Here is a 26,834-nt window from a genome sequence, read left to right on the forward strand (position 1 = left end):
AGCGGTCACGGCTCCAGCAGGGGGAGCACCCCCCGGGACGGGCTCGGCACCACGAGCCCGTCCGAAGGCATGCCCACCCCGCGCCCCGCCGGTATCCGCTCCAGGACACCGCCCGCGAACACGTCGTACAGCGGCAGCGTCTCCAGGTGCACATAGCCGATGTGGCAGTCGCACACGGCGAGCGGACAGGGCCGCGGGCCGAGCGCCCGGCGGTAGCTGCCGTCGTAGAGATTGCCCAGCTCCGCCTTGACGAAGTGACAGCGCCGCACGGTCCCGTCGCCGTCCACCGAGACCACCGACTCACCCGTCCGGCAGGGCAGCCCGGACGAGCGGTGCGGGTGCCTGCTGTACGGGAAGAGGGGGTCCAGCTCCGTCCACCGCTCCGCCTCCTCGTCGGTGTACGTACGCCCCTCGGCCGCGTTCACCCACAGGTAGACCTCCTCGGGCAGCGCCGCCCGCAGCCGCCGAGCCTCGTCGAGGTGTTCGTCGAAACCCACCACGCCCACGCTGTAACGGATGCCGAGCCCGGACAGCTCCCGGCACCGGCCGAGGAAGCGCTCGTACGGAGTCTGCCCCGGGTGGTACGTGCACCACAGCGCGACCCGCTCCGGATCGGCGTCCGCCAGCCAGCCGGTGCGGCAGCTCAGATTCGTCTGGATCGCCACCCGCCCGATGTGCGGCAGATGGGACAGCTCGGTCAGCGCCCTGCGGTACCAGGAACGGACCAGCCCCTCGCCCCACGGAGTGAACAGCACGGACAGCCGGTCCCCGGTCTGCTCCGCCGCCCAGCCGGTGAACCGCTCCAGCGCCTCCCGGTCCGCCGTCAGCCGCGCACGGCTGTCCCGCCGCTTGGCGAACGGGCAGTAGGGACAGTCGTAGTCGCACGAGGCGAGCGGGCCGCGGTAGAGAAGAGTCAGGTCCATGTCCCGGTCACTTCCGCTCGTACGCGGCCATCGCGGCCCGCACCCCGGGGGAGAACAGGGCGGGACCCAGTGCGTCGGAGTGGGCCAGCCCCAGCGGGGACAGCCGCAGCAGCCCGTCCGGCGCCGCCCGGTCCAGCCAGCCCCGGGCCGCGAACTTGGCCAGCTCGGCCGGGAAGTCCGCCCCCGGGTCCGTGCCGAACCGCGCGCGGTAGTCGGCGACCGGCAGCCCCGCCGCCTGGAGCAGCGACTGGAGCAGATGCCTCCGGCGCGCCTCGTCGGCGTCCACGAACCGGCCGACCTCGGCGCGCGAGAAGTCATCGGTGGTGGTGAAGCGGTCGATGATCGACCGGATCTCCCGCATGTCCACCGCGTAGTCGAAGGAGTAGTGCAGTCCCGCCGTGTAGGAACGGGCTCCGCAGCCCAGGCCGATCATGCCGTCGGTCTGGCAGGCGTAGTCCTCCGGCCCGTCCTGCGCCTCGCGGGGGGCGTCGGCGCGCCGGAACATCCGCATCGACACCTGCTCGTAGCCGTGCGCCAGCAGATGGTCCCGGCCGACCGCGTACAGCCGCAGCCGCTGCTCGTCCCAGGCGGTCTGCTCCAGCGCCTCCGCATCCGGACCGACCGCCGTACCCAGGCGGTGGAGGCCGGTGAGCGGGCGGACGTACAACGGATAGAGATACAGTTCCTCGGGCCGCCAGGCCAGCGCCGCGTCCAGCGAGGTGAGCCAGCTGCGCTCGGTCTGCCCGTCGATGCCGTAGATCAGGTCGATGTTCAGCACCGGGATCGCCGCCTCGCGGATCCGGCCGAGCGCCGCCTCCACATCGGCCCGGCGCTGCGGACGGACGGCGGCCCGCGCCTCGGCGTCCACGAAGCTCTGTACGCCGATGCTGACCCGGGTCGCACCCCGGTCGGCCAGCACGGCCAGCCGGTCGGCTGTCGCGGTGGACGGGGAGGTCTCCACCGACAGCGGCACCGAGCGCAGTTCGGCGCCCATCCGCTTCTCCGCTGTGTCGCAGAGCCGCTCCAGCTCACCGGCGGTGAGGAAGGTCGGCGTTCCGCCGCCGAAGGCCGCCGCCGCGAACCGCACAGGACCCTCGTCGCCCAGCGCTTCCCGTACGGCCACCGCCTGCCGGTCCAGGGCGTCGAGATAGCGCGTCGTCAGTTCCTCGGGCGCGCCGATCCGGGTGAAGAGGTTGCAGAAGCCGCAGCGGACCTCGCAGAAGGGTATGTGGAGATAGAGGGACAGGGCGTCCTTCGGCTCCGCCGCCCAGAGATCGCGCAGCGCGGGCCGGTCCGCCAGCGGGCGGTAGGCCGTCTTGTGCGGATAGGCGTAGACGTAACTCTCGTACGGCCGGACGGCGGGTGGCGCGGAAGTGCTGGTGGTGATCGTCATCGGGCGGTCCCGGGGTCGAGCGGTGCGGGCGGTTCGAGCGGTGCGGCAGATGCGGCTGGTGTGGGAGATGCGGGCGGGTCGAGGAAGAAGTGGGCGTACGGGACGGTCCAGACGGCCGGGTGGCCGAGCCGGTGACCGGTGTAGCCGTCGTCGCCGTAGGCGGTGCCGTGGTCGGAACAGACGATGGCGAAACACCGGCGGCGGCTGCTCGCCGCGGCGAAGAGCCGGCCGATGTGCCGGTCGACGTATTCCAGGGCGGCCGCGTGCGTGGCGCGCGAGTCGCCCGCCTCACGGGTCGCGCCGGGCAGATGGAACCAGTTCGGCTGATGCAGCGCCGACACGTTGACGAAGAGGAACAGCCGCTGCTCCCGGGGGAGCGCCGCGACGACCTCCTCCGCCCGGGTCACCTGTTCCTCGAACGAGGTGGGTGAGGCGACGCCGAAGCCGGGCTCCCAGTGGCTCTCCTGGAACATCCCGGGCAGCACCGAACCGAGCGGCCCCTGGCGGTTGAAGAAGCCGACCCCGCCGATGCACACCGTGCGATAGCCCTCGGCGGCCAGCCCCGACACCAGGTCCGGGGTGTCGAAGACGAACGTGCCGTCCGCCGTCGTCTCACTGCCCGCGAACCGCGCCGCGAACAGCCGCGGATGCGGCCCCGGGGAGGCGGGCGTCGGCAGGAACCCGGCGAACATCGCCTGGTGCGAGGCGTAGGTGAAGCTCCCCGGAGCATGCCGCTCCTCCCACCGGCCGCCGGGCAGATACCGGGCCAGGTGAGGGATGCGCCCGGCGGCCGCCAGCTCGACGGCGACATCGTGGCGCAGGGTGTCCAGGGTGACCAGCAGCAGGTCGTGACTGCCCACGACCTCGCTCATATCGGGCCGGCCGGTTTCAGGGGTCGCGGCGGGGTCAGGAAGCGGTGACAGCACGGTGGTTCCTCGCTCGGTCCAGTACAGCGGCGACCTGCGCCGCATAGGTGTCCAGGCCCTCGGCCCCGCTGCCCGGCAGACCGGTCAGCCCCGGCAGCAGATCGCCGAAGGCGTTGACCTCGCCGACGGCGAAGCGCCGCCAGCCGACCGCGGGCAGCAGATCGACCCCCACGCACGGCGTGCCGGGGAAGCAGGCCGCCGCCCGCTCGCACATCGACAGCGCCTCGCGCCAGGAGCCGCCCGCCGCCGACACGGCCGCCCGGACCTCGTCGAGATCACCGCGCGCGCCGCCGAGATGCAGATTGGTCATGGGGCCCGTGCTCGTCCGCACCACGGCGTGCGTCGCCCGGCCGCCGATCACCACGATCCGCAGATCCGCAGCCCGCCCCCGCTGGGACGCCTTCGGCACCCAGCGCTCGATGTGCAGCCCGTCCGGGGCCAGCGCGTCCACGATGCGGCCGACCTCCCGCTCCGTGGTGTACCGGCGGACCCGCAGCGAGTTGAACAGCCGCCCCTCGGCGTCCCGTTCCACCGAGGTGCTCGCCCGGACCCGGCCGGGGCCCGCCGACTCCACGGCCAGCACCCCCGAGGCGGAGGAACCGTGCGCGAGCTTCACGAACACCCGGGGCATCCGGTGCCCGCGCATCAACTCCCGTACGTCGGGCCATCCGTGCACGGCGGGCGCGCCCGGACCGGACGTCGGCGACGCGGGCACGGGGACCCCCGTGCCGTCCAGCACACCGTGGCACAGCCGCTTGTCGAAGAGCACCGCGATGTCGGCCGGGGAGCCGAGCACCTCGGCACCCGCAGCCGCCGCCGCGCGCGCCACCGCGTCGACGGCCGAGGTGAAGGCGGCGTACCACCGGCCCGACCCCTCCACCCGGGTCGGGTCGTCCACCCCGCGCAGCAGCCGCTCCACCTCGGCGTTCTCGCCCGGCGAATCGATGCGAACGCTCTCGCCCGGCCGGAACACCGCCTCCCCGCGCAGCACCCGGAGCCAGGGCACGACCCGGGCCGGGCGCAGCCCGGCGGCCCGGACGGCCTCCCGGAAGAAGGTGACCCGGCGGTTGTCCGGATTGCCCACGACGGCGAAGCGCGGCGCCTCCGCGCTCCTAGAGCTACTCGCTGACGGCGACATAGCGCTCCGGTTCGTCGTCCGGGTCCCCGTAGTCCTCCTCGGCCTCGCCGCCCTCCACCAGGGCCGGGGCGCAGGCGGTCCTGATGCGGTCCAGCACCGGTTCGGTGAGGTAGTGGTGGCGCAGGTCGAGCGTGGACAGGTGGCTCAGCGGCTGCCCGTTCAGCAGGGCCTCGCCGCCCGTGTCGCTGAGGGTGCCCATGGACAGGGCGAGGGTCTCCAGCTGGGCGACGACGGGTGCGGACGCCACGGCGGCGGCGATCTCGTCCTGGATCTCGCTGTTCTGCAACCCCAGGTGGCGCAGCCGGGGGAACGCGCTGCCCGACAGGACCGGTGCGACGTCCTGGACGGTGGCATCGCCGCCGTACCACGAGCTGCCGAACCACAGGTCCAGCCGCTCCAGCGCGGGCAGTTCGCTCGCGGCGACCGCCCGCACCAGCTCGCCGGGCAGCCCGCCGGACTCGAAGCGCAGCGACTTCAGGGCCGTATGGCGCAGAGGGCGGAGCCGGAGATCCTCCGCGCCGCAGCCGCGCACCGTGAACTCCTCCAGCAGCGGGAGCGCTTCGAGCACCGGTGTGATGTCGCACATGGGCAGCCACGACACCTCGCACTCCTCGCCCACCACATCGGCGAGGAAGAGCCCGCGCAGAGCCGGGAAACGGTCCGCGTGGGCGACGAGCAGATCCCTCACGGGGGCGAACGGGGTGTACCCCTCACGCCACCAGGGGCCGATGAGGAGCGCCCGGACCCGCGCTGTGTCCACGGTGTCCAGGAACTGCTGCCACAGGGCGGCGAAGTCCGTCTCCTCGCCGTAGTCGCACTGCAGCCGCCAGGCCACCGCGTCGGGGGCGGGCAGGGGCACGGACACCGCAGCCGTATGGACCGGCAGGCCGTGGAAGTGGTCAGGATGCCGGATACCGATGTAGTCCATGGCCCCTCACTCCGACACGGCGGTGTAGCGGCCCTCGGCGCCGCGGTCGTCCCACGGCTTGCTCCGCTCGGACAGGTCGACGCGCACCCCGTGCGGCTCCAGGGCCGTACGTACCCGTTCCTCCATGGCCTCGGTGAGGAAGTGATGGTGGAGGTCGAGCACGTCCAGGTGGGTGAGCGGCTGCCCTTCGAGGAGCGCGGCCGCGCCCTCGTCGCCCAGTGTCCCGTTCGACAGGTCGAGCGTCGTGAGCCGGGCGACGACCGGCGCCGAAGCGACCGCCGCCGCGATCTCGTTCTGCACCTCGCTGTTGCGCAGGCCCAGGTGGCTCAGCCGGGGGAAACGGGTGCCGGAGAGCAGCGGAGCCAGGTCCGCCACCTCGGTGTCGCCGCCGTAGGCGGACACCCCGAGCCAGAGGTCCAGCCGCTCCAGCGCCGGCAGTTCGCTGTCCAGCACTCCGCGCACCACCTGGACGGGGAGGCCGCCCGCCTGGATGGTCAGGGACCGCAGCCGCTCGTGCCGGATCGGCGGGAACACCAGGTCGGTGCCGCCGCGCACCCCGAACTCCGCCAGCGCCGGAAAGGCGGCCAACAGGGCCGTGACATCGGACTGTTCGATCCAGGTGATCTCGGCCTGCTCCGCCTCCAGATCCCCGACGAACACCGCCTCCAGCGAGGTCAGCCGGTCGGCGGCGGCGAGCACCAGACCGATCGGGACGGAGGAGTCCTCCTCGTACGCCTCGCCCCACTGGCCGATGATCAGGGCCCGGACCCCGGCCGGGTCGACCGTGTCCAGGAAGTTGTTGAACTCGTCCTCCCAGGGCCGGTCCCGGCCCTCGTCCTTCCCGTACGGATCGACGGAGACACGCCAGGCCACGGTGTCGGCGGCGGGCTGGGCGGCCCCGTCGGTCGTGTGCTGGAAGTCGACGGCCGGAAGGCCGCCGAACTCGTGCAGATGCTGCGCACCGTACATGGCCCTGAGCTCCTGATCGTGGGGACTGCTGATGTCCGCAAGGTCTATCAAGCCGCACTGACAACGCCGCGACCGGGATCGGTCCGAGCCGGGGCCGGTCCTGTTCCGGACCCGGGCCGTACCCCTGCGAACCCCGTGCGACGGCCCGTTGTCAGACCCTGCCCGTAGCGTTTTTCCCGTGGTCGGCACAGCGGGTGCCGCGACCGAGGGGAGACGTCTGTGTACCGGCAGGGCGATGTACTGATCATGGCGCTGGAGGAGTCGGCTGTGCCCGCTCCGTTCCTGGAGGCCCCTGGCGAACTGCGCGACGGGCGGGGGCGGCTGGTGCTCGCGCTGGGCGAAGTCACCGGCCACGCGCACGCCGTGCAGGGGCCCGGACGGCTGATCCGGGAGGCGGGCCCGTTCGGCCCGATGCTGCTCCATCTCCCCGAGGGCGGACGAGTCGTCCACGAGGAACACGCCACGATCGCACTTCCGCAGGGCTGGTTCCGCGTCGTGCGGCAGCGGGAGTACGCGCCGGGGGCGGTCCGCATCGTGGCGGACTGACCGCACCGTGCGGTGAGCACGGACGTCCAGAGCGACACAAGCCAGCGCGAACAAGCACGAACGAGTGAGAGCAGGGGACGGGGACAACCGATGCAACATGTGAATTCCTGGCGGAACGTGGCGGCGGCGACCGGCCGGGCGGACCGGGCGGCGGCCGAGGCCGGAGTGCGACGCGCCTATCGCACCGCGGGCCTGGCCGAGCCGGACCGGATCATCTGGGCCGCATCGCCCCGGGCCGCCGTCGAGACCGTGGAGAAGCTGACCGACGCCGGACGCTCGGTCCGCGAAGAGGTCCGCACCCGGCCGTGGGCCGAGGAACGCCGCCGGATGTACGACGAGCTCGGCCCGGCGGGCTGGTCGGCGCTCTGGTCCGCGACGGGCGCGCAGCTGTGGGAGACCACGGCCGCGCTCGCCGAGCGGATACGGACCGGTGTCGTCGCCGATCTGGCCGTACGGCCGGAGGATGAGGGTGACGTGCGCCTGGTGCTCCTCGACGCCGTGCTCGGCCAGCACGACGCCGCCTGGCTCGCCGCGTTCGACGGCCGCGGCGACCGGCTGACGGGCCTCGCGGAGGTGGCCCGCAACGCCGGCTGGTGGTGGCCGTACGAGCGGGCCGTCGTGATCGCCGAGCGGCCCGACGTCCTCCACCGCGACGAGGCGGGCCGCCTCGACCACGGCGAGGGACCGGCCCTCGCCTACGGGGACGGCTTCGCCCTGTACGCCTGGCGCGGCATGCCGGTCCCCGCCGCGTTCCTGGCCGAGCTGTCCACCCTCACGCCCGAGCGGATACGGGCCGAGGAGAACGCGGAACTGCGCCGCGTGATGCTGGAGTACTACGGCTACGACCGGTATCTCACGGAGTCGGGCGCCGAGCCCGTCCACCGCGACGAGACGGGCATCCTCTGGCGCATAGCCCTGGACGGCGACGAGGACGTCGTGATGGTCGAGGTGGTCAACTCCACCCCCGAGCGGGACGGAACGCACCGCACGTACTGGCTGCGCGTGCCGCCGACGACCCGGACCGCCAAGGACGGCGTCGCCTGGACGTTCGGCCTGGAGGGAGCGGCGTACGCACCGGTGCGCCAGACCTGAGGTCCGGGCGGTCAGCCGTCGGCGGGGGAGCCGGTCAGGGCCGCGGGGTCGATGCCCAGCTCGCGGGCGAGCGCCTCATCGGTCCACCGCAGCATCGTGGCCCGCGAGAGCGGACCCGCGTACGAGGTCATCTGCACGGCCAGTCCGTCCAGCAGTGCCGTCAGCCGCCAGGCCGCCGACCGGGGGTCCTCGCACCGGAACTCACCGGCGGCCGCGCCCTCCTCGATGACCTTGGCCAGCTCGGTCTTCCACTTCTGGTCGAGGTCGCCCGCGACCTCGCGGAGGGCGGGGTCACGAAGGGCTGCCGCCCACCCCTCGATCCACAGCCGCCACCCCTTGGCCTGCCCCGTCGGCGCGTACCACCGTACGGCCGACCGCAGCCGCCGTACGGCGGTGGTCCGGCGGGCCAACAGCTTGCGGAGGTGGGAGAGATCTGCCTCGGCCGCGTACGTGAAAGCGGCGGCGACCAGCTTCTCCTTGGTCGAGAAATGGTAGAGAACGAGCGCGTTGCTCACGCCCAGCACCGAGGCGACATCGGCGATGCGCACGGCGCAGACGCCCCGGATCTTGATCTGTTCGACCGCCGCGCGCAACAGCTCCTCACGCCGCTCCGCCACGTTCAACCGGATTCGTGCCATCGGGTCACCTTAAGGCTGTCCCGTCGTCCCTGGCGGGCGCATGTCGTATGCGGACGCTGCTCTGTCGTGCGGCGCACCGCATCTGATGCCGCGCGCTGATCCACCAGGGATGACGGGACAGCCCTCTACCAATGGGCCAGGTCAGCGGCGGCGGCCCCGGCGGGCCGGGCCCGGGATGCGGACGTTCACCAGGAGGACCTAACGGGGTGCGAGGGATGTGACGGGGCCGGCCGAGGGGGTCGGAATCCTCCGGTTCACCCGGACGTTGGATCGTGCATGACGGGTTCGGAACCCACGGAAGTAGCACGGCCGAACCTCGGCCGGAGGTCGTCGGACGATGCCGTGGCGCAGGTCCTGATCAGTGAGCACCGGGATGCGCGGGGCGAGTATCCGGACGGGGGCGACCGCCCGCGGCCGGTGGCCGGATCGGCTGCTCCGTTCACCATCCATTTCTCGCCCTGCCGTACAGCCCGACCATAATGAGACGACACCGACTCCCTCAGGAGATGTTGTGACCGGCGCTGACTACTTCCCCACCCTCCGAACGAAAATTCGTTCGATGCGCACCGAGTCCTTCGGGGCTGATCCGGCCGGAGCGCGGATGGAGCGCATCCGCCGCTCACCGAATTTCGTCGACGGGACGTTCCAGAACCCGGTGGGCGCCCGGACCCGGCCCTCCGGCTCCACGCTGGAGTTCGCGAAGATCTACTTCCAGAAGGAGCAGCGGGCCCGCAGAGCGCCCATCGGCACCGTGCCCGTCCACCCGACGACCCTCGCCGATCTGGCCGCACCGCCCGCGACGGGGCTGCGGCTGACCTGGATGGGGCACTCCAGCGTCCTCGCGGAGATCGACGGCCGCCGGGTGCTGTTCGACCCGGTCTGGGGCGAGCGCTGTTCCCCGTTCCCGTTCGCCGGGCCCAAGCGCCTGCACCCCGTGCCGCTGCCGCTGGGCGTACTCGGTCCCGTCGATGTCGTCGTGATCTCGCACGACCACTACGACCACCTCGACCTGCCGACGATCCGGGCACTGGCGGGCACGGACACCGTCTTCGCCGTGCCGCTCGGCGTCGGGGCCCACCTGGAGCGCTGGGGCGTGCCCGCCGACCGGCTGCGCGAGCTCGACTGGAACGAGACCGCGAAGGTCGCCGGGATCAGCCTCACCGCCACCCCGGCCCGCCACTTCTGCGGCCGCGGACTGCGCAACCAGCAGCACACCCTCTGGGCCTCGTGGGCCGTCGCGGGCCCGGAGCACCGGATCTACCACAGCGGGGACACCGGGTATTTCCCCGGCTTCCGGGACATCGGCGCCGAGCACGGGCCCTTCGACGCGACCATGATCCAGATCGGTGCGTACTCGGAGTACTGGCCGGACATCCACATGACCCCGGCCGAGGGGATGCGCGCCCACCTGGATCTCCAGGGCGGCCGTCCGCACGGCGTGATGCTGCCGATCCACTGGGGCACCTTCAACCTGGCGCCGCATGCCTGGGCGGAGCCGGCCGAGTGGTCCAGGGACGCCGGCGAGGAGGAGGGCCAGGCCATGGCGTTCCCCCGGCCGGGCGAACCGTTCGAGCCTTCGGGGGAGCTGCCCTCCGACCCCTGGTGGCGCGGGGTGTCCCGGCCCGTCGCCCCCTCGTGGCGGTCGCCCCGGACCGCCAGGATTCCCGATGAGGCCCCCCAGCGCGACCTCGACCTCGCGGGTGATCGCTGAGGGCCGGCGGGGGTGCCCGTGACGTGACTCGGATGCCGCGCCGTCGCGGGCGTTTCATAAGGGGCATTTCTGGCACTCTGGTGCGTTGTGTGCTGGATGTGACCCGGAAACGTCCCTAGGGGGAGCTCTTGAACGCGGTGAAGCGGAGCGCGGTGACAAAGGTCGCCGCCGGGGTCTCGGTCGCGGCACTCCTGCTGCTGACCGGGTGCGACGTCCCCGGGGTCTACCGGCCGCCCCGCCCCGCCACCGGTGGTCCGTACGTGTTCTACGTCAGCCCGGACGGGGACGACGGGAACGACGGCCTCTCCCCGGAGAAGCCCTGGCGGACCCTCGACCACGCGAACAGTGTGCGCTTCCAGCCCGGCGACCGGCTCCGACTCAAGGGCGGCAAGCGGTTCCGCGGCAGTGTCACGCTGGACAAGGGCGAGGCGGGCAGTCCGGCCCAGCCCGTCGTGATCGAGTCCTATGGCAAGGGCCGCGCCACGATCGCGCCACGTGGCAGTTCCGGCATCACCGTGCGCAACACCGCAGGCGTCGAGGTCAGGAACGTCTCGCTGGTCGGGGACGCCAAGGCGCTGCGGGAAGGGGTGGGCATCGCCTTCCGCAACAGCCTTCCGGGCGGCCGTCGGCTCGACCACATCAGGATCACCGATGTGGAGGCGCGCGGCTTCCAGAACGGCATCAGCATCGGCGCGGAGAAGGGGGCCACCGCGGGCTACGGAGACGTACGCATCAGCGGTGTCTCCGTTCACCACAACCTGGAGAGCGGACTCGCCTTCTACGGGCCCGCGTTCGAGGCCGACCGCCCCGCCTACGCGCACACGGGGCTCCGGATCGACCGTGCCGAGGCGTACTCCAACACGGGCGACCCCAAGAGCGACCGGCGCAACACCGGCAGCGGCATCGTGCTCGGCAGCGTCCGGGACGCGAAGGTGACGCGCTCGGTCGCCCACGACAACGGTGCGAGGTCCTCCGCCGCCGCCCAGGAGGGCCCCGAGGGCATCTGGGTGTACGACTCCACCCGAGTGGTCCTGGAGAACAACAAGTCGTACCGCAACCGCACCGGATCCCGTGTCGACGGCGGCGGATTCGGCCTCGACAACAACGTGTCCTCCTCGGTGGTGCAGTACAACCTCGCCTACGGCAACGACGGACCGGGATTCCTCGTCTACTCCGGACAGGCCACCGGCGCCCACAGGAACAACGTCGTCCGCTTCAACATGAGCTGGGACGACGCACGGAAGCTGCCCGAGTACGGCGGCATCGTCGCCTACGGCTCCCACATGAAGAACCTGGACATCTACCACAACACGGTCGTGATGCGGACGGCGGGCCTGGCCTCGGCCGAGGACGCGGGGGCCAAGCCTCCGGCACTACGACTGCGGGACGGCATCAGCGGCGTGCGCGTCCACAACAACATCTTCGCCACCGACGGGGGACCCCTGCTCCTGGCCGAGTCCCCGTACGGTTCCGGCAGGGTCAGACTCCAGGGCAACGTCTACCACAGCACCGGCCGCTGGTCGGTGGGGTGGGGCGGCCGGAGCTTCACGGCGCTGGACGGCTGGCGCGGCGCGTCCGGCCAGGAAACGCTCTCCGGAGGGCCCACCGGATCCAGCGGCGACCCGTGCCTGCCCGCCCTGACCGTCCCGCTCGCCGACGGGGCCGACGCCGGGGACCTGGTGCCCGGCTGCGCGGGCGAGGTCTCCGTCGGCAGGGGACCGCAGGCATGGGGCGTCGACATGGGCCCCGTCGACTACTTCGGCAACCGGGTCCCGCGGTCACTGACGGCCGGGGCCGCCCAGCCGCGCACGGCCGACTGAGCCGAGCGCGGGGCGGCGCGCCGGTACCCCCGGAGCGAGCGGGCCCGGTCCGCGGGCCGCTCCTCAAGCCTGGCCGTTCGGCAGCGCGGAGGACAGGGCCGCGACGGGGCTCGGTCCGGTGGCGGGCGACACGATCGTGGCCCGCAAGGCGTTCCGGGACTGGGCGTCCAACGGCTGGGCGTCCGACGGCTGGGCCGGGGCGTACGGGCGGCCCAGCGCCTTCACCGCCCACCCGGCGGCCCGCCACTGGTCGTGCCGGAGCGCGTTCCGTCCGTCGACGAGGACCGGGGTGCGGACCACACGGGCCAGCTCGACCGGGTCCACCTCGCGGTACTGCCGCCACTCGGTGAGGTGGAGGACGAGGTCCGAGCCCCGGCAGGCGGTCAGGAGGTCCGAGCCGCACCGCAGTTCCGGATGGGCGCGCCGGGCGTTCGCGGCACCTTCCGGGTCGTGCACCCGGACCTCAGCGCCCTGCCGGTGCAGGGCCGTCGCCACGGCCAGCGCCGGCGAGTCGCGCACGTCGTCGCTGTCCGGCTTGAACGTGGCGCCCAGGACGGCCACCCGGCGGCCGGCGAGGTCGCCGCCCGCCAACCGGCGTACGAGCGCGACCGTCCGGGTCCGCTGGCGATGGTTGATCGCATCGACCTGGTCGAGGAACTCCACGGCCGGACCGACCCCGAGCTCCTGCGCACGGGCGGCGAACGCCCGGATGTCCTTGGGCAGGCAGCCCCCGCCGAAGCCCAGACCGGCGTTGAGGAACTGCCGCCCGATCCGGGTGTCGTGGCCGAGGGCGTCGGCGAGGGTCGCCACGTCCGCGCCCGCCGCATCGCAGACCTCGGACATCGCGTTGATGAAGGAGATCTTGGTGGCGAGGAAGGAGTTGGCCGCGACCTTCACCAGCTCGGCCGTGCTCGGGTCGGTGCTGATGTAGGGAACGCCCGCCCCGAGCATCGGGGCGTACACCCGGCGCAGTGTCTCGTCCGCTTCCCGGCCGGACACGCCCACCACGAGCCTGTCCGGCCGCAGTGTGTCCTCGACCGCGAAGCCCTCGCGCAGGAATTCGGGGTTCCATGCCACCTCCGCCCGCACCCCCGCCGGCACGAGACCGGCGATCCGGGTGTTGAGGCGCGCGGTCGTGCCCACTGGGACGGTGGACTTGCCGACCACCAGGCACGACCTGGGCAGATGCGGCACGAGCCCGTCGACGACGGCGTCCACGTACCGCAGGTCGGCCGCCCGGGAACCGGCCTGCTGGGGGGTGCCCACGCAGATGAAGTGGACCTCGCCGTGCGCGGCGGCCGCACGCAGCTCGGTGCCGAAGCGCAGCCGCCCCGAGGCGAGGGCCCGGTTCAGGATCTCGTCGAAACCCGGCTCGTAGAACGGAGGTCTGCCTTCCGAGAGGACCGTGATCCTTTCGGTGTCGACGTCGACACCGAGGACGTCGTGCCCGATGTCGGCCATGCACGCGGCGTGCACAGCTCCGAGGTATCCCGTACCGATGACGGTCAGCCGCATGCGCTGTTCTCCTGTCTGGGGGGCGGGGGTGCGAAGGAGCGGGCGGGTCAGGGGGCGTAGCCGTACGCGTTCTGCTGCTGGAAGGTCCACGCGTCGCGGCACATCGTGGCCAGATCACGCCGTGCGCTCCAGCCCCACGCCGCTGCGGCCTTGGCCGGATCGGCGACGAGTTCCGCGACGTCACCGGGCCGGCGCGCGGCGACGCGGTGCGGAACCGCCCGCCCCGACACTTGCTCGAAGGTGCGTACGAGCTCCAGGACGGAGGCGCCGCGGCCGGTACCGAGGTTGAAGACCCGCATGCCGGGTTCGTCGTCGATGTGGTCGAGCGCCACCCGGTGCCCGTCGGCGACATCCACGACATGGATGTAGTCGCGCACACCTGTGCCGTCGGGCGTCGGGTAGTCGTCGCCGAACACCTTCAGCTCCGCACGGCGGCCCACGGCCACCTGGGCCAGGAAGGGCATGAGGTTGTTCGGCACACCACGCGGGTCCTCGCCGAGAAGCCCGGTGGGGTGGGCGCCGGCCGGATTGAAGTACCGCAGCGCCAGCACGCGCAGTTCGGGCACATGCCGGCACAGGTCTGCGAGTACCTGCTCACAGGTCCACTTGGTGCCGGCGTACGGGTTGGTCGGAGCTGCGGGGGATTCCTCGGTCAGCGGAACGGTCGTCGCGTCGCCGTAGACCGAGCAGGAGGACGAGAACACCAGCCGGTGCACCCCGTGGTCGTGCATGGCCGAGACCAGGGCCGTGGTGCCGCCGACGTTGATGTCGTAGTACGTGAGAGGGATCAGCACCGACTCGCCGACGGCCTTCTTCGCGGCGAAGTGGATCACCGCGTCGATGGGGTGCTCGGTGAAGACGGTGTCCAGGGACCGCCGGTCGCGTACGTCCGCGACATGGGCGGCGGCGATCGGCCGCCCCGCGATCTTCGCGACGCGTTCGAGGGCCTCGGGCGAGCTGTTGGAGTGGTCGTCGAGCACGACGACCTCGTGGCCGGAGCGGAGGAGCTCGACGCAGGTGTGGCTGCCGATGAATCCGGCACCACCGGTGACCAGGACCGTCTGGGACACGGGGGACCTCATTTCTCGATCGGCCGCGGAGGCCGTCACCAGGCGTAGAAGCCGGTGAGATAGGAGGGGAAGACGACGATGGCGAACAGCAGGGGCAGCAGCGCCAGCAGCCCGGCGACGAGCGGAACCGCCGCCGTACGCAGGGCGTGCGGGACGGGCACACCGGTCGCGCGTGCCGTCTCCCTGACGTGCAGTCCGCCGATGGCGAGAGTCACGGCGGCATAGGAGGCCGAACCGAGGATGCAGAGGAAGACGTATCCGACGGCGGGGCCGGTGAACTGGCCGGCCAGGGCCGACCCCGACAGGAGCGTCGTGATCAGCAGATACGGGGCCACGGTGCGCAACGGCAGCCGCTCCGGGCCGTCGCGCTTCTTCGGTGTGACCTTGAAGGTGATCTGGCGGGGCCGCAGCTTCTGCATGACCGCTGCCATGACCCCCCACGCGACGTAGGGCCAGCGGGAGAGCCCGAAGAGCCAGATCTCCCAGCTGAAGATCGGGGAGTCCTTGGGACGCAGCAGGCCGCGGCGGCGGCAGAACAGCGTCAGCGCGATCAGCCAGACGGACATGCTCCAGAAATGCCCCAGGAACTCGAAGTAGTTGACGTTGATCCACGGGGCTCCGGTGATCGCGGCGATCGGCGGCAGCAGAATCCCCAGGACGGTCGCCACGGCGAGGAGCGGGTAGTACATCAGCGCCGCGCCGAAGCGAATCCTTAGCTTGAGCGGCATCCGGCCCAGGTGGCGCGGCAGCATGCTCAGGAGCATCACGGCCAGGCTGCGCGACCACTGGAACTCCTGGGTGATCATCGCGCCGAAGGTGAGGGGGCCCTCGCCGTGTGCCTCCGCGTCGATGGCGAACGCGCCCTGCCAGCCGGCCGAGCTGAGCAGGAAGGTGGTCGAGAAGTCCTCGGCGAGTTCGGGGCCGAGCCCGCCGATTTCCCGCAGCGCCCGGGTGCGGACGGCGTAGTGCGAGCCGATGCACACCGGCGCGAGACCGGCGGAGTGGCCCAGTTGTACGGGTCCGTGGAACATGGACTCGCGTTGCAGCCGCCCGCGCGCCGCCCAGGACCCGGCGGCGTTGGAGTCGCAGACGCTGGGAGCCGCGACGTAGCCGATGGACCGGTCCGCGAAGGGACGCACGACCTCGCGGAGGTAGCCGGGGTGCGGCACGTGGTCGCAGTCGAGCTGAGCGACCACGTCGTAGTCGGCGTAGCCCCAGTTGTCGTAGAAGTAGGCGAGGTTCCCTTCCTTGCAGCGGGTGCGCCGCGGCCACTCGGCCCGGTGGTAGCCGCTCACGCCGCGGCGGCAGGAGAGGCCGGCGCCGTGGGCCCGGCACCACTCGATGATGTCCTCGGTGGGGTCCTCGTCACACAGCCAGACGTCGTACGGGTGGGGGAAGTCCTGCCCGAGCATCGCCTCAAGGGTGGTTCGGGCGATGTCCCAGCCTTCGGACGGGGCGCGGGTGACCACGAACGCGGTACGGAGCTTGGGCACCGCTACGGCAGGGTCGAAGCGCCGCATACGGATCAGCGCGACGAGGAAGTGCACCGGCAGGTAGGTCAGATACAGCAGAAGCATGCTGTTGACGAGCATCCCCAGCCAGCCGATGCGGTGGGACGGCTCGAACCACCATGCCCAGAACCAGACCAGGCAGGCCAGCCAGCCGAGGGACAGCAGAGCGACGAGGCGTCGATCGGCCGGTGAGAACGTCCGCACGAAACTGGCGGGGTGGGTGGCGAGGCGGCGCGACGGCCTGGCCAGAACCGGTCCGTCCGGGCCGATGGAAGCCACCCCGCCATGGGACAGGGCACGGAACTCCTCGCTCAGTGCGGACCATTCCGCCGGGGAGCCGGGTGCCGCTCGGGGAGGCGGGAGGTCTTGGACGGTGCCGGTCCCGTTGACGGGTCCCTGCTCCAACGACGTCATGGGGGCGAGTTCTCCAGTGGGTGCGACAGCGGGCCGGGAGGACGGGCGTGGGGCCGGGGGAACGCGGTGGCGGAGTGGCGTCGAACGGCTGCGGCTGTGCGCCGGACACCGGGGGCTTTCGCGTCAGACACCGGGGGTGGACATTCCCGGTGCGGCGGCGACCGCCGGGCCGGGGATCGACTGCGGCGCGGTCGTCGCGGTCGCTGCCGACGTCAGCGGGACCGCCTCGTTCTGGCTGCCGCGGATCGCCGCGGCCGACATGCCGAGCAGCTCCGGGCGGGCACCGAAGTACGCGACGGTGCGGCGCAGGCCCTCGGTGATGTCCACCTCCGGCTCCCAGCCCAGTACCTCGCGGGCGCGGGTGATCACCGGGCGGCGGCGGACCGGGTCGTCCTCCGGCAGTGGGTGGTAGCGAACTTCGGAGGGCGAGCCGGTCATCGCCAGCACGATCCCGGCGAGTTCGGAGACGGTGCGTTCGACCGGGTTGCCGAGGTTGAACGGCCCCATCTCGGAGGAGTCGAGAAGCGCGATCAGGCCGCGGACGAGGTCGTCGACGAAGCAGAAGCTGCGGGTCTGCTTGCCGTCGCCGTAAACGGTGAGCGGTTCACCGGTCAGGGCCTGGGTGATGAAGCTGGACACCACGCGGCCGTCGTGCGGGCGCATGCGCGGGCCGTAGGTGTTGAAGATCCGGGCGATGCCGACATCGAGGCGATGCGTGCGGCGGTAGGCGGCCGAGACCGCCTCGGCGTACCGTTTCGCCTCGTCGTAGACGCTGCGCGGCCCGATGGGATTGGTATTGCCCCAGTACGTCTCCTCCTGGGGATGGACGAGGGGATCGCCGTAGATCTCGCTGGTCGATGCGAGGACGAAGCGGGCGTCATGGCGCAGAGCGAGCCTCAGGGCGTTCTCGGTGCCCCGGCTGCCGACCGCGAGGGTCTCCAGCGGCTGTCTCAGGTAGTCGGGCGGGGAGGCGGGCGACGCCAGGTGGGCGACGGCGTCGACGCCTCCGGCGACCTCCACGGAAACGCTCACGTCGGTGTGCTGGAGAACGAAGGACGGGTCGGACACGAGGTGGGCGATGTTCGTGGGATCGCTCGTCGAGAAATTGTCCAGGCACACCACCGAGTCACCGCGCCGCAGGAGCGCTTCGCACAGATGGGACCCAAGGAAACCACCGCCACCGGTCACGGCAACGCGCATTGTGTTTCTCCAGAAATGAGGAGGGAAAGGTCTCACGCTCACGTTCGGCCCGCACGGATGACCGCACGGCAGGCGGCCGGACGGGCAGATGAGCGGAGTGCTCTCATCAAACGCAGGGAGATAGTATGGGTAGATTGAATGATTTATGTGGATGTCACTCGATGGCCGGGCCGTTCGGGGGGTGGTGTGTCGGCCACCCGTACGCCGCATCGGCGGGGACGACCCCGATTCCGGTTCCTCAGGTGAGCAACGCCCGGCGGGTGTCATGCGTCTGACAGGGCGTGACAGACCTTGCTGACTCCTCCGGCCCCGTCGACACCCTTGACGAGGACGAGACCGTGCGCCCCGGCCCCCTGTGGCGCCATGCCCTGTGGGTGGTGGGTGTCACCGCCGCGGGGGTGGTGCTGGGGTGGCTCGGCGCCCTGTTCCGTATCGGCCCCGAGGAGTACGGGCTGCCGCCCGCCGCTCCGGGAGCGCTCTGGCCGTATCTGGTCGCCTGGAGCGCGATCGGCCTGGGGCTTGCGGCCGTTCTGCGGTATGTGGCGGCGAGGGTTCCGGTCTACTCCCCGGAGAAGGTCGTCGTCGGCGTCGTGCTGATCGGCACGCGGCTCTCCCTCGGGTGGCGACCAGAGCCCCTCGAAGTCGCCGCCCTGGCTCTCGCGGCCCTGGTGCTGGTGGCTGTCTGGTGCGCCGTCGCACTGCGCGGGGCGGCCGTGGTGCGGCGCGCCGAGGGGGAGGCCCGAGCCGCGTAGAGGGAGCGCGCGGACGACAGGCCCTACGGGCGCGGCACCAGGGGCGAGCCCGATGCCTCAGGGCACACTGGGGCAGCCCCCCGAATCCACGTACGAAGGAGTTTGCCGTGGCACTCACCCGTGAAGAGCGCGAACAGTTCCTCGCCGAGCCACACGTGGCCGCCCTGGCCGTGGCGGCGCGGGACAGCGGCCGGGCGCCGCTCAGCGTGCCCATCTGGTACCAGTACACTCCCGGCGCCGACGTGCGGATCATGACCGGCCGCACCTCGCGCAAGGCCGAACTGATCGGCGCGGCAGGCCGGTTCACGCTGCTGGTCGATCGGCTCGAACCGACGATCCGGTACGTCTCCGTCGAGGGCCCCGTCATCGACACCCGCCCCGCCACGCGTGCGGACCTGGAAGAGGTGTCGGCGCGCTATCTTCCGGCCGAGAAGGTCGCCGGTTACGTGGACTTCGCCTGGGAGAACCACGGTGAGCAGGTGGTGATCACCCTGCGGCCCGAGCACTGGGTCAGCTCGGACCTCGGCCGGCTCTGAGGGTTCCGAGCCTCCCCCTGGCGGGTTGCGGCGGCCTGACGGGGGAGGCGGGCCCCATGCGCTCCCGGCCCCTTGACGGCGTGCCTCACCTCACCGGCGCCACCGCGGTGGTCACGGGTGCGAACGGCGGCATCGGCGCGGTCCCCGCTCTCGCGCCGGCCCGCTCGGGCACGCGTACGCTGCTGACCTGCCGCGATCCGGAGCGGGACAGGCGCGCCGTGGATGCCGTGGGTCGCGCCGCGCCCGGCGCGGACGCCCGGTCCGACCTGGACGGCCTCAACGCCGAGCGGTGCCAGGGCAAGCGGTGGGTGTACGCCCGCCGGTCGCGGCACACCCGGGCCCTGGCCGTGGCGAGGGCCCTGCGTTACGAATGGGCACCGCTGACCGGGCTGGACGCCGATGCCCTGTGACGGGCGGCCCGCCCCGGGCGGAGGCCGGTGCCCTTCGCGTACATAGGCCGGTGCCCGGCAGGCGGACCTGCCGGGCACCGGGGACGTGCATGCCTGCCGCCGGGGTCAGACCGCCGGGGCCGGGAACGTCGGGTACTCCACCCCGGAGACGTGCTGGACGACCCGGATGACCTGGCACGAGTAGCCGAACTCGTTGTCGTACCAGAGGTAGAGGATCGCGTTGTCGCCGTCGACCTTGGTGGCGCCCGCGTCGACGATCGAGGCGTGGCGCGAGCCGATGAAGTCGCTGGAGACCGCGTCCGGCGCGCTGATGAAGTCGATCTGGCGCTTGAGCGGCGAGGCCAGCGACACGTTGCGCAGGTAGTCGAGGACCTCCTCGCGGGTGGTCTCGCGCTCCAGCCGCAGGCTGAGGATCGCGATCGAGACGTCCGGCACCGGGACGCGGATCGAGCTGCCGGTGATCGGGGCGTCCAGGTCGGGCAGCGCCTTGGCCACGGCCGAGGCGGCCCCGGTCTCGGTGATGACCATGTTGAGCGCCGCCGAACGGCCGCGACGGTCCGAACCGTGGTAGTTGTCCAGCAGGTTCTGGTCGTTGGTGTACGAGTGGACCGTCTCCACGTGCCCGCGCAGAACGCCGTACTCGTCCGCCATCGCCTTCAGGGGCGGGACGATCGCGTTGGTCGTGCAGGACGCGCAGGACAGGATCCGCTCGTCCGGCTTGACCGTGTCGTGGTTGACGCCGTGCACGATGTTGGGGACGTCGCCCTTGCCCGGTGCGGTGAGCACGACCTTGGCGATACCCGGCTGGAGGTGCTTGGAGAGACCCTCGCGGTCGCGCCACCGGCCGGTGTTGTCGATCAGGATGGCGTCCTTGATGCCGTACGCCGTGTAGTCGACCGTCGTCGGGTCGTCGGAGTAGATCACCTTGATCTCGTTGCCATTGGCGACGATCTTGCTGTTCGCCTCGTCGACGGTGATCGTGCCCTGGAACTGACCGTGGATGGAGTCGCGCCGCAGCAGCGAGGCGCGCTTGACGATGTCCTGGCCGGAGCCCTTGCGGACGACGATGGCCCGCAGGCGCAGGCCGTTGCCCGAACCGGCCTTCTCGATGAGCAGTCGGGCCAGAAGCCGGCCGATGCGGCCGAAGCCGTAGAGCACGACATCGCGCGACTCGCGCCGCTCGATCTTGTTCTCGCCGGTCGCCCCGGCGACGGCCTCGGCGGTGAACTCCTCGACCGAGAGTCCGCGCCCGTCGGCCCGGTACGTCGCGGCCAGCATGCCTATGTCGATCTGGGAGGGGCCGAGATCGAGCGTCGTCAGAGCCTTGAGGAAGGGCATCGTCTCGGTGACCGAGAGCTCCTCGCCCGCGATCTGCCGGGCGAAGCGGTGCGTCTTGAGGATGCTGACCACCGACTTGTTCACCAGGGAGCGGCTGTGCAGCAGGACATTGACGTCCTGCTCGCGGTGCAGCTTCCCGATGATCGGGATCATCGACTCCGCGATCTCCTCGCGGTGCATCCAGTTGGTGAACGAGTCGTCATTGACAGTCACAAGTTTATCTTTCGAGCTAGGCGGCGCTCATATGGTAACCGCCTGCCCTTCCGGTCCGTCGGGCGGTGCCCTACCTGCGGGTAAAGCGACGAGTCGGCGCCTTCGCGCGGCGCCCGGGCGCTCGCGGTGTCCAGCATGTGGGCGGCCGTCGGCGGTGCATGTCGATCCGGGGTCAATCGGGTGCAATCGGGCGTGCGTGCGAGTGGTCATACCAGAGTGGGACGGATGGCGGGCAAGTTCGACAACTGCCCGTCGCGCATACGTCATTGACGACTACCGTGTGTGCCCGGTGATCAACGGTGGGCTCATAACGTTCGGGCCTGCCCGACCGATGACCCGAGCCTGACCGACCACCGTAGGGGCCGCCGTATGGATGCCGACACCGCCGCCGCTCCCCGGTGCCCCCTGTACCGAGGACGCTGATGTCTCAACTTCGCGCACCCGAAGCGCGACCGGACCGCCGTGAGGGCGGGCGGCACGGCCGCCCCGGCAACCGTGCCCACCCGGCCGCGAACAGGCCGCGTGCCGCCCAGCCTTCCCCCGAGGCCCGGATACGCCCTCAACTGCTGCGGACCGCGCTGCTCCCGGCCATCGCCGCCGTGCTCAGCGGAGCCGCGGCCGTCATCTTCACCATCCGGGCCGGAGCCGTCGCCACCACACCCAGCCTCTGGGCCGCCCTCGGCGGATCGGCGGCCCTGGCGGTCGCCGCCGTCGCGGCCGCCTACCTCGGCGCCAACCGGGTGGCCGGTCAGATCCTGGACCGCGCCCTCGCCCTCCGGCGCGTCAGCGCCCAGGGCCAGGCCGAGCTGCAACGGGTGGTGGAGCAGCTCCGCAGCGGGGAGACCGTTCCCGCACGCCGCCCACCGGGTCCCGCCGCGGCCGGCGGCGACGCCTTCGACCTGCTCGGGCAGGAGATGGCCCGGGCCCAGGAGGCCTCCGTCACCGCCGTCGTCCAGGCGTCCCAGCTCTTCAGCAGCACCGGCAACGAACAGAAGGTCGAGGTCTTCGTCAACCTCGCGCGGCGGCTGCAATCCCTCGTCCACCGCGAGATCCAGATCCTCGACGAGCTGGAGCACGAGGTCGAGGACCCCGACCTCCTCAAGGGCCTCTTCCACGTCGACCACCTCGCCACCCGCATCCGCCGCCACGCGGAGAACCTCGCCGTCCTCGGTGGGGCCGTCTCCCGGCGGCAGTGGAGCAATCCGGTCACCATGACCGAGGTCCTGCGCTCGGCCATCGCCGAGGTCGAGCAGTATCCGCGGGTCAAGCTGGTCCCGCCCATAGAGGGCACCCTGCGCGGCCACGCCGTCGCCGACGTGATCCACCTGCTGGCCGAGCTCGTCGAGAACGCCACCGTGTTCTCCGCCCCGCACACCCAGGTCCTCCTGCGCGTCCAGCACGTCACCGCCGGGCTCGCCCTGGAGGTGGAGGACCGCGGCCTCGGGATGCCGGACCACGAGCAGAAGCGGATGAACGCCCTGCTCTCCGACCCCGACCAGGTCAACGTCGCCCACCTCCTCCAGGACGGCCGGATCGGCCTGTTCGTCGTCTCCGCCCTGGCCCGCCGCCACGGCATCGCGGTCCGCCTCCAGAGCAACATCTACGGCGGTACGCAAGCGGTGCTGGTCCTCCCGCAGTCGCTGCTCGGGGCCGACCCCGACGCGCGGCCGGCACCCGAAGGCGCTCCCGTGCCGCCTCCCGGCGCCGTACACCGGCCGCCCGTCGAAGGCACGACCCCATCCGCCCCGCCGCACGGCCCTACGACCCGGTCGGCAGGTCCCGCCCAGCCGCCCCAGGCCCCCGCCCCCGGCCGGAACGGCCACCGCCCCGGGCCGCCCGCGGGCGAGGCCCCGCCCCTCCCGCTGCGCGCCGAGCGCATCGACCGGCCGGCGCCCCCCGCGTCTCCGCCCGAGCCGCGACCCGCACCGCCCGCCGCTGGGCCCGAGCGCGCGGACCGGCCCTCGAGTGCGGCGGCGGCCCGGCCCGAGCTGCCGAAGCGGAGCAACCAGGAACACCTGGTTCCGCAGCTGCGGGAGGCACCCGCCCCACGTGTCGAGGACGAGCACGCGCTGCACGACCCGGGGCTGATGGCGGCCTTCCGGCGTGGCGTCGACCTGGCCGAGGCCCAGACCGCCGAGGAGGAGGGTCCCGGCGGCGGATACGAGGACCACACCGGGACCGGGCGCACCGGCACCGACGGTCACACCGCGCTCGACGCCCCCCTGGAGACCCTCGCGCCCCTCCCCGTACGCGGAGCGGCCGCCCCGGCCGACCTGCCCCGTCCGGCGCCGGCCGACCGCGTGCTGCCCGCGGCGGGAGTTCCCGCACCGGACAGCCGTTCACCCGACGCGTACCCCCACGACAGCGCCGCCTACCAGCCGAACGGCTACGCCCAGGACCGGCACGGTCACCCCCCGGACGCCGGCGGACACGAATCCCCCGCCCCCGTACTCGGCGCGTTCGCCCCCGACGCCTTCCTGCCGGGCCGGGCCGTGCCGGAACCCCGTAAAGACACCACCTTCAAGGAGTAGACACCATGACGACCGACATGCCGTCCGGCCAGGTCTCGGATCTGGACTGGCTGCTGAGCGGGCTGGTCCAACGCGTGCCCTACACGCGCAGCGCGGTCCTGCTCTCGGCCGACGGGCTGGTGAAATCCGTGCACGGCATGGACCCCGACAGCGCCGACCACATGGCCGCCCTGGCGGCCGGTCTCTACTCGCTGGGCCGCAGCGCCGGGGCCCGCTTCGGGGACAACGGGGACGTCCGGCAGGTGGTCGTGGAGCTGGACTCCACGCTCCTGTTCGTCTCCACCGCCGGATCGGGCACCTGTCTCGCCGTCCTCTCCGGGCGCGAGGCGGACGCCGCCGTGCTCGGATACGAGATGGCGATGCTGGTCAAGAGCGTCCGCCCCTATCTGATGACCCCGCTGCGGCAGCCGGCCGGGGCCCCGTTCACTCCGGGGCTGTGAGGATGCCGGCCCCGCAGGACGGGCCCCTGCTCGATGACGCGGCCGGCCGGCTCATCCGCCCGTACACGGTGAGCAACGGCCGCACCCGGCCGTCCACCGCGTTCGATCTGCTGTCGCTGATCATGGCCACGGGTATCGAGCCGGACATCCCCCTCGGCCCGGAACACACCGTGGCCCTCGGGCTGTGCGACGGGCCGATGTCCGTCGCCGAGATCGCCGCACACCTCCGGCTGCCCGCGGTCGTCGCCAAGGTCATCCTCTCCGACCTGGTCGCCTGCGGAGCGGTCACCGCGCACGCTCCCGCTTTCCATGACACGCCCACCGACCGATCCCTGCTGGAGGCAGTGCTCGATGGTTTACGACGACAGCTCTGACAGCACCGGAACCTCCGAGTTCTTTCCCGTGGCCCTCAAGGTCCTGGTCGCCGGCGGATTCGGCGTCGGCAAGACGACGTTCGTGGGGGCGGTCAGCGAGATCGCCCCGCTGAGCACCGAGGAACTGCTGACGCAGGTCAGTGTGGGGACCGACAACCTGGAAGGCGTGGAGTCCAAGACGGCCACCACCGTCGCCATGGACTTCGGCCGCATCACCCTCTCCGAAGAGCACGTTCTCTATCTGTTCGGCACACCGGGCCAGGAGCGGTTCTGGTTCATGTGGGACGAGCTCTCCCAGGGCGCGCTCGGAGCCGTGGTGCTGGCCGACACCCGGCGGCTCGCGGAGTGCTTCGCCGCGGTGGACTTCTTCGAACGGCGCGGCATCGGCTTCATCGTCGCGGTCAACGAGTTCGACGGCGCCTACCGCTACGAGCCCGACGAGGTCCGCGCCGCACTCGACCTCGGCCCCGAGGTACCGGTCGTCCTGTGCGACGCCCGGATCGCCAGCTCCGGCACGGGCGCCCTGGTCACCCTCGTCCAGCACCTCATCAACGCCACCTCGGCGCCCGCCCCGCTGCAGACCTTCGGAGCCCACCCGTGACATCCTTCGCCACCGGCCGGATGCTTCTGACGCCCACCGACCGGAACGGTCCGGCCCGTGCGCGGCGGCTGCGCACGCTGGACCTCGGCGAACGCCCCGACGCCTCCTTCGACAGCTTCGACGCCTTCGCCGACAAGGTGGCCGAAGTGACCGCCGCACCCTTCTCGATGGTCAACTTCATCGACGAGAACCGGCAGTTCTTCGCCGGACTGCACACCCCGGCGGGCAACCGGGGCGGCCGGGACCTGGGAGCCGCCGCCGCGGGCAGCAACCGCAGTGGCCGCTACCTGGCCCGTGACCACGGCTACTGCCCGCACGTCCTCGTCCGGCGCAAGGCGCTCGTCCTGGAGGACGTCTGCGACTACCCGCGGTTCGCGGGCAATCCGGTGGTCGACGACATAGGCATCCGCTCCTACCTCGGGGCGCCGCTGATCGACCGCACCGGGATCGCGCTCGGCACCGTCTGCGCCGTCGACACCGTGCCCCGCCCCTGGGGGCGGGCCGGGCTCGACACCATCAAGTCCCTCGCCCATGAACTCGTCCGCCAGATCGACCACCGGGAGGGCCACCACCCCCTCTGACCTCCCGCCCCGACCTCCGGCTCCCCGTGCCCCGTGCGGCGGAGCGGGCGCTCAACGCCCGGGCGGAGCACCGCTGCTGCCCCGCAGCACCACGTCCCGCTCGGTCCGCGTACCCGGGAGCGCCCCACACCCGACGGCCCGCGACGCGAGGGCGATCACCTGCTCGCCCGTCTCCGTGAGCGGCAGCGCCACCGTGGTCAGCGGCGACGCCGACTCCCGTACGCCGGGGACGTCGTCGAACCCCGCGAGCGCCATGTCCTCGCGCACCCGAACGCCCGCCTCCCGCAGCGCGGCCCGCAGCCCCACCGGTCGCCCAGCCGACCGAATCGGCGGGTCAGGGGCGAAGGAAGCCGGTGATCCGGTCCCGCAGACCCTGCGGGTCCAGCCCGTGCGCCGTCAGGTGCTCGTCCATCCGCCCGTAGCGTCGCAGCTCCGCGCGCCCCACCCCCAGGCCCAGCACCCGGTGCGGCAGATCCATGAGCGCCTCGCCCGCCGCCGCGGCCGAGGTGCCCGCCAGGTACGGCTCCACGATCACCACGTCCGCCGCGGCGGACGCACCGGCGGCCCGGCGTACCCCGACGGCGTCGAACGGCCGCACGGTCGTCGCGTACAGGACGGTCACGTCCAGTCCCTCGGTGGCCGTGAGGACGTTGTCGAGGAGGGGGCCGACCGCGATCACGGTTCCGCCGCGCCCTTCGCGTACGACGGAGAAGCCCTGGCCGCCGCCCACCGGCCGCGGCTGCCTGTTCGTCTGGAGCGAGAGGCGTACGTACACCCGGTCGTCCCCGGTGACCGAAGCCCGGAGCAGGGCCTCGGCCTCGTCGGGGTGGCCCGGCACATGCACGGTCCAGCCGTCGAGCGTGTCCAGGAGGGCGACGTCACCGGGCGCCATGTGGGTGAAGCCCCCGGCCGGCCAGTCGTACGAGCCTCCGGCGCTCACCAGGATCCCGCCCGCCCCCTGGTGCCCGAAGTCCAGCTTCACCTGCTCGAAAGGCCGCTCCACCAGGAAGCTCGCGAAGGTGTGGACGATCGGTCGCAGCCCGGTGAGGGCCATCCCCGCTCCGGCCCCGACCAGGAGTTGTTCCCGGATGCCGACGTTGATCACCCGGTCGGGGTGTGCCCGCCGCGCTGCGGCGAAGCCGTCGGCGCTGATGTCGGCGAGGACGACGGCCAGCCGGGGTTCCTCGTCCAGGAGCCGGGTGGTGGTCGAGATGAAGCGGTCGCGCATGGTGTCCATGAAGGGGCCCTCCCGGGGCTTGGGCGT

Annotated in this window: 26 protein-coding genes; 12 read left to right on the plus strand and 14 right to left on the minus strand. The window is 72.0% G+C overall.

The genetic code is table 11. The features are described from left to right. Positions 1 to 5: 5 nt before the first annotated feature. From RI138_RS29585 to RI138_RS29610, 6 genes are read right to left on the minus strand one after another with little or no spacing between them, the layout of a single operon-like run. Entirely contained in the window at positions 6 to 923 is a 918-nt protein-coding gene (locus tag RI138_RS29585) for an STM4011 family radical SAM protein (RefSeq protein WP_311122344.1), read from the minus strand. Between the two features lie 7 nt (positions 924 to 930). Beyond that, a complete protein-coding gene (locus RI138_RS29590) occupies positions 931 to 2,316 on the minus strand; it encodes an STM4012 family radical SAM protein (RefSeq protein ID WP_311122345.1) in 1,386 nt (461 codons plus the stop codon). Beyond that, positions 2,313 to 3,188: an STM4013/SEN3800 family hydrolase gene (locus tag RI138_RS29595; protein WP_311122346.1), complete on the minus strand. Its 876-nt coding sequence runs from the start codon at positions 3,186 to 3,188 to the stop codon at positions 2,313 to 2,315. The genes RI138_RS29590 and RI138_RS29595 overlap by 4 nt, the downstream gene beginning before the upstream one ends. A 34-nt stretch (positions 3,189 to 3,222) precedes the next feature. Beyond that, on the minus strand, positions 3,223 to 4,380 hold the full coding sequence (locus RI138_RS29600; RefSeq protein WP_311122347.1) for an STM4014 family protein: 1,158 nt from the start codon (positions 4,378 to 4,380) through the stop codon (positions 3,223 to 3,225). Then, positions 4,361 to 5,308 (minus strand): STM4015 family protein, encoded by a 948-nt coding sequence (locus RI138_RS29605; protein ID WP_311122348.1) that lies wholly within the window; start codon positions 5,306 to 5,308, stop codon positions 4,361 to 4,363. The genes RI138_RS29600 and RI138_RS29605 overlap by 20 nt, the downstream gene beginning before the upstream one ends. Positions 5,309 to 5,314: 6 nt before the next feature. After that, positions 5,315 to 6,277: an STM4015 family protein gene (locus tag RI138_RS29610; protein WP_311122349.1), complete on the minus strand. Its 963-nt coding sequence runs from the start codon at positions 6,275 to 6,277 to the stop codon at positions 5,315 to 5,317. Positions 6,278 to 6,496: 219 nt separating this feature from the next. Here RI138_RS29610 and RI138_RS29615 point away from each other — a divergent pair, with 219 nt between their 5' ends. Together RI138_RS29615 and RI138_RS29620 are read left to right on the plus strand one after the other, a co-directional pair. Beyond that, positions 6,497 to 6,823: a hypothetical protein gene (locus RI138_RS29615; protein WP_096630821.1), complete on the plus strand. Its 327-nt coding sequence runs from the start codon at positions 6,497 to 6,499 to the stop codon at positions 6,821 to 6,823. Between the two features lie 90 nt (positions 6,824 to 6,913). Next, on the plus strand, positions 6,914 to 7,915 hold the full coding sequence (locus RI138_RS29620) for a DUF6745 domain-containing protein (protein WP_311122350.1): 1,002 nt from the start codon (positions 6,914 to 6,916) through the stop codon (positions 7,913 to 7,915). An 11-nt stretch (positions 7,916 to 7,926) separates the two neighbouring features. Here the strand turns inward: RI138_RS29620 and RI138_RS29625 are convergent, their stop codons facing one another. Continuing rightward, positions 7,927 to 8,553: a TetR/AcrR family transcriptional regulator gene (locus tag RI138_RS29625; RefSeq protein ID WP_311122351.1), complete on the minus strand. Its 627-nt coding sequence runs from the start codon at positions 8,551 to 8,553 to the stop codon at positions 7,927 to 7,929. 511 nt (positions 8,554 to 9,064) lie between these two features. On the opposite strand from RI138_RS29625, the gene RI138_RS29630 reads away from it, so the two are divergent. Then, the gene (locus RI138_RS29630) at positions 9,065 to 10,264 is read left to right on the plus strand and encodes an MBL fold metallo-hydrolase (protein WP_311122352.1); all 1,200 of its coding nucleotides are present in this window, start codon (positions 9,065 to 9,067) and stop codon (positions 10,262 to 10,264) included. Positions 10,265 to 10,401: 137 nt separating this feature from the next. Further along, complete coding sequence (locus RI138_RS29635; RefSeq protein ID WP_311123056.1) at positions 10,402 to 12,084, plus strand: right-handed parallel beta-helix repeat-containing protein; 1,683 nt, start codon at positions 10,402 to 10,404, stop codon at positions 12,082 to 12,084. Between the two features lie 63 nt (positions 12,085 to 12,147). Here RI138_RS29635 and RI138_RS29640 read toward each other — a convergent pair whose 3' ends face one another. The 4 genes from RI138_RS29640 to RI138_RS29655 all read right to left on the minus strand — a co-directional run bounded on the left by RI138_RS29640 (position 12,148) and on the right by RI138_RS29655 (position 17,794). Beyond that, positions 12,148 to 13,599 carry a UDP-glucose dehydrogenase family protein gene (locus RI138_RS29640; protein ID WP_311122353.1) on the minus strand — a complete coding sequence of 484 codons (1,452 nt, stop codon included), beginning with the start codon at positions 13,597 to 13,599 and terminating at the stop codon, positions 12,148 to 12,150. 47 nt (positions 13,600 to 13,646) lie between these two features. Beyond that, positions 13,647 to 14,669, minus strand: a complete 1,023-nt coding sequence (galE, locus tag RI138_RS29645; RefSeq protein ID WP_311122354.1) for a UDP-glucose 4-epimerase GalE — start codon at positions 14,667 to 14,669, stop codon at positions 13,647 to 13,649. 35 nt (positions 14,670 to 14,704) lie between these two features. Then, positions 14,705 to 16,594 carry a glycosyltransferase family 2 protein gene (locus tag RI138_RS29650; protein ID WP_311122355.1) on the minus strand — a complete coding sequence of 630 codons (1,890 nt, stop codon included), beginning with the start codon at positions 16,592 to 16,594 and terminating at the stop codon, positions 14,705 to 14,707. Between the two features lie 123 nt (positions 16,595 to 16,717). Then, complete coding sequence (locus RI138_RS29655; RefSeq protein WP_311122356.1) at positions 16,718 to 17,794, minus strand: UDP-glucuronic acid decarboxylase family protein; 1,077 nt, start codon at positions 17,792 to 17,794, stop codon at positions 16,718 to 16,720. A gap of 281 nt (positions 17,795 to 18,075) precedes the next feature. Between RI138_RS29655 and RI138_RS29660 the strand changes: the two genes are divergently transcribed. The 3 genes from RI138_RS29660 to RI138_RS32455 all read left to right on the plus strand — a co-directional run bounded on the left by RI138_RS29660 (position 18,076) and on the right by RI138_RS32455 (position 19,492). Further along, positions 18,076 to 18,546 (plus strand): hypothetical protein, encoded by a 471-nt coding sequence (locus RI138_RS29660; RefSeq protein WP_311122357.1) that lies wholly within the window; start codon positions 18,076 to 18,078, stop codon positions 18,544 to 18,546. Positions 18,547 to 18,653: 107 nt separating this feature from the next. Next, on the plus strand, positions 18,654 to 19,082 hold the full coding sequence (locus RI138_RS29665) for a pyridoxamine 5'-phosphate oxidase family protein (RefSeq protein WP_311122358.1): 429 nt from the start codon (positions 18,654 to 18,656) through the stop codon (positions 19,080 to 19,082). Between the two features lie 56 nt (positions 19,083 to 19,138). Continuing rightward, positions 19,139 to 19,492: a hypothetical protein gene (locus tag RI138_RS32455; RefSeq protein ID WP_398864003.1), complete on the plus strand. Its 354-nt coding sequence runs from the start codon at positions 19,139 to 19,141 to the stop codon at positions 19,490 to 19,492. Positions 19,493 to 19,597: 105 nt separating this feature from the next. On the opposite strand, the gene RI138_RS29675 is transcribed toward RI138_RS32455, so the two are convergent. Next, entirely contained in the window at positions 19,598 to 21,043 is a 1,446-nt protein-coding gene (locus RI138_RS29675; RefSeq protein ID WP_311122359.1) for a glyceraldehyde-3-phosphate dehydrogenase, read from the minus strand. Between the two features lie 422 nt (positions 21,044 to 21,465). Between RI138_RS29675 and RI138_RS29680 the strand changes: the two genes are divergently transcribed. Genes RI138_RS29680 through RI138_RS29700 form a run of 5 tightly spaced genes read left to right on the plus strand, consistent with a single transcriptional unit; the run spans position 21,466 to position 25,570 of the window. Beyond that, on the plus strand, positions 21,466 to 23,574 hold the full coding sequence (locus tag RI138_RS29680; RefSeq protein WP_311122360.1) for a sensor histidine kinase: 2,109 nt from the start codon (positions 21,466 to 21,468) through the stop codon (positions 23,572 to 23,574). A gap of 5 nt (positions 23,575 to 23,579) precedes the next feature. Then, positions 23,580 to 24,014 carry a roadblock/LC7 domain-containing protein gene (locus tag RI138_RS29685; RefSeq protein ID WP_096631230.1) on the plus strand — a complete coding sequence of 145 codons (435 nt, stop codon included), beginning with the start codon at positions 23,580 to 23,582 and terminating at the stop codon, positions 24,012 to 24,014. A 2-nt stretch (positions 24,015 to 24,016) separates the two neighbouring features. Beyond that, positions 24,017 to 24,388 (plus strand): DUF742 domain-containing protein, encoded by a 372-nt coding sequence (locus RI138_RS29690; protein ID WP_311123057.1) that lies wholly within the window; start codon positions 24,017 to 24,019, stop codon positions 24,386 to 24,388. Continuing rightward, positions 24,366 to 24,989 carry a GTP-binding protein gene (locus tag RI138_RS29695; protein WP_311122361.1) on the plus strand — a complete coding sequence of 208 codons (624 nt, stop codon included), beginning with the start codon at positions 24,366 to 24,368 and terminating at the stop codon, positions 24,987 to 24,989. Before RI138_RS29690 ends, RI138_RS29695 begins: the two co-directional genes overlap by 23 nt. Beyond that, positions 24,986 to 25,570: a GAF domain-containing protein gene (locus RI138_RS29700; RefSeq protein ID WP_311122362.1), complete on the plus strand. Its 585-nt coding sequence runs from the start codon at positions 24,986 to 24,988 to the stop codon at positions 25,568 to 25,570. The genes RI138_RS29695 and RI138_RS29700 overlap by 4 nt, the downstream gene beginning before the upstream one ends. A 51-nt stretch (positions 25,571 to 25,621) precedes the next feature. Here the strand turns inward: RI138_RS29700 and RI138_RS29705 are convergent, their stop codons facing one another. Both RI138_RS29705 and RI138_RS29710 read right to left on the minus strand, forming a co-directional pair. Continuing rightward, complete coding sequence (locus RI138_RS29705; protein ID WP_311122363.1) at positions 25,622 to 25,876, minus strand: substrate-binding domain-containing protein; 255 nt, start codon at positions 25,874 to 25,876, stop codon at positions 25,622 to 25,624. 28 nt (positions 25,877 to 25,904) lie between these two features. Continuing rightward, on the minus strand, positions 25,905 to 26,807 hold the full coding sequence (locus RI138_RS29710; protein ID WP_311122364.1) for a transketolase family protein: 903 nt from the start codon (positions 26,805 to 26,807) through the stop codon (positions 25,905 to 25,907). Between the last annotated feature and the right edge of the window lie 27 nt (positions 26,808 to 26,834).

The sequence above is a fragment of the Streptomyces durocortorensis genome (assembly GCF_031760065.1).
Lineage (GTDB): Bacteria > Actinomycetota > Actinomycetes > Streptomycetales > Streptomycetaceae > Streptomyces.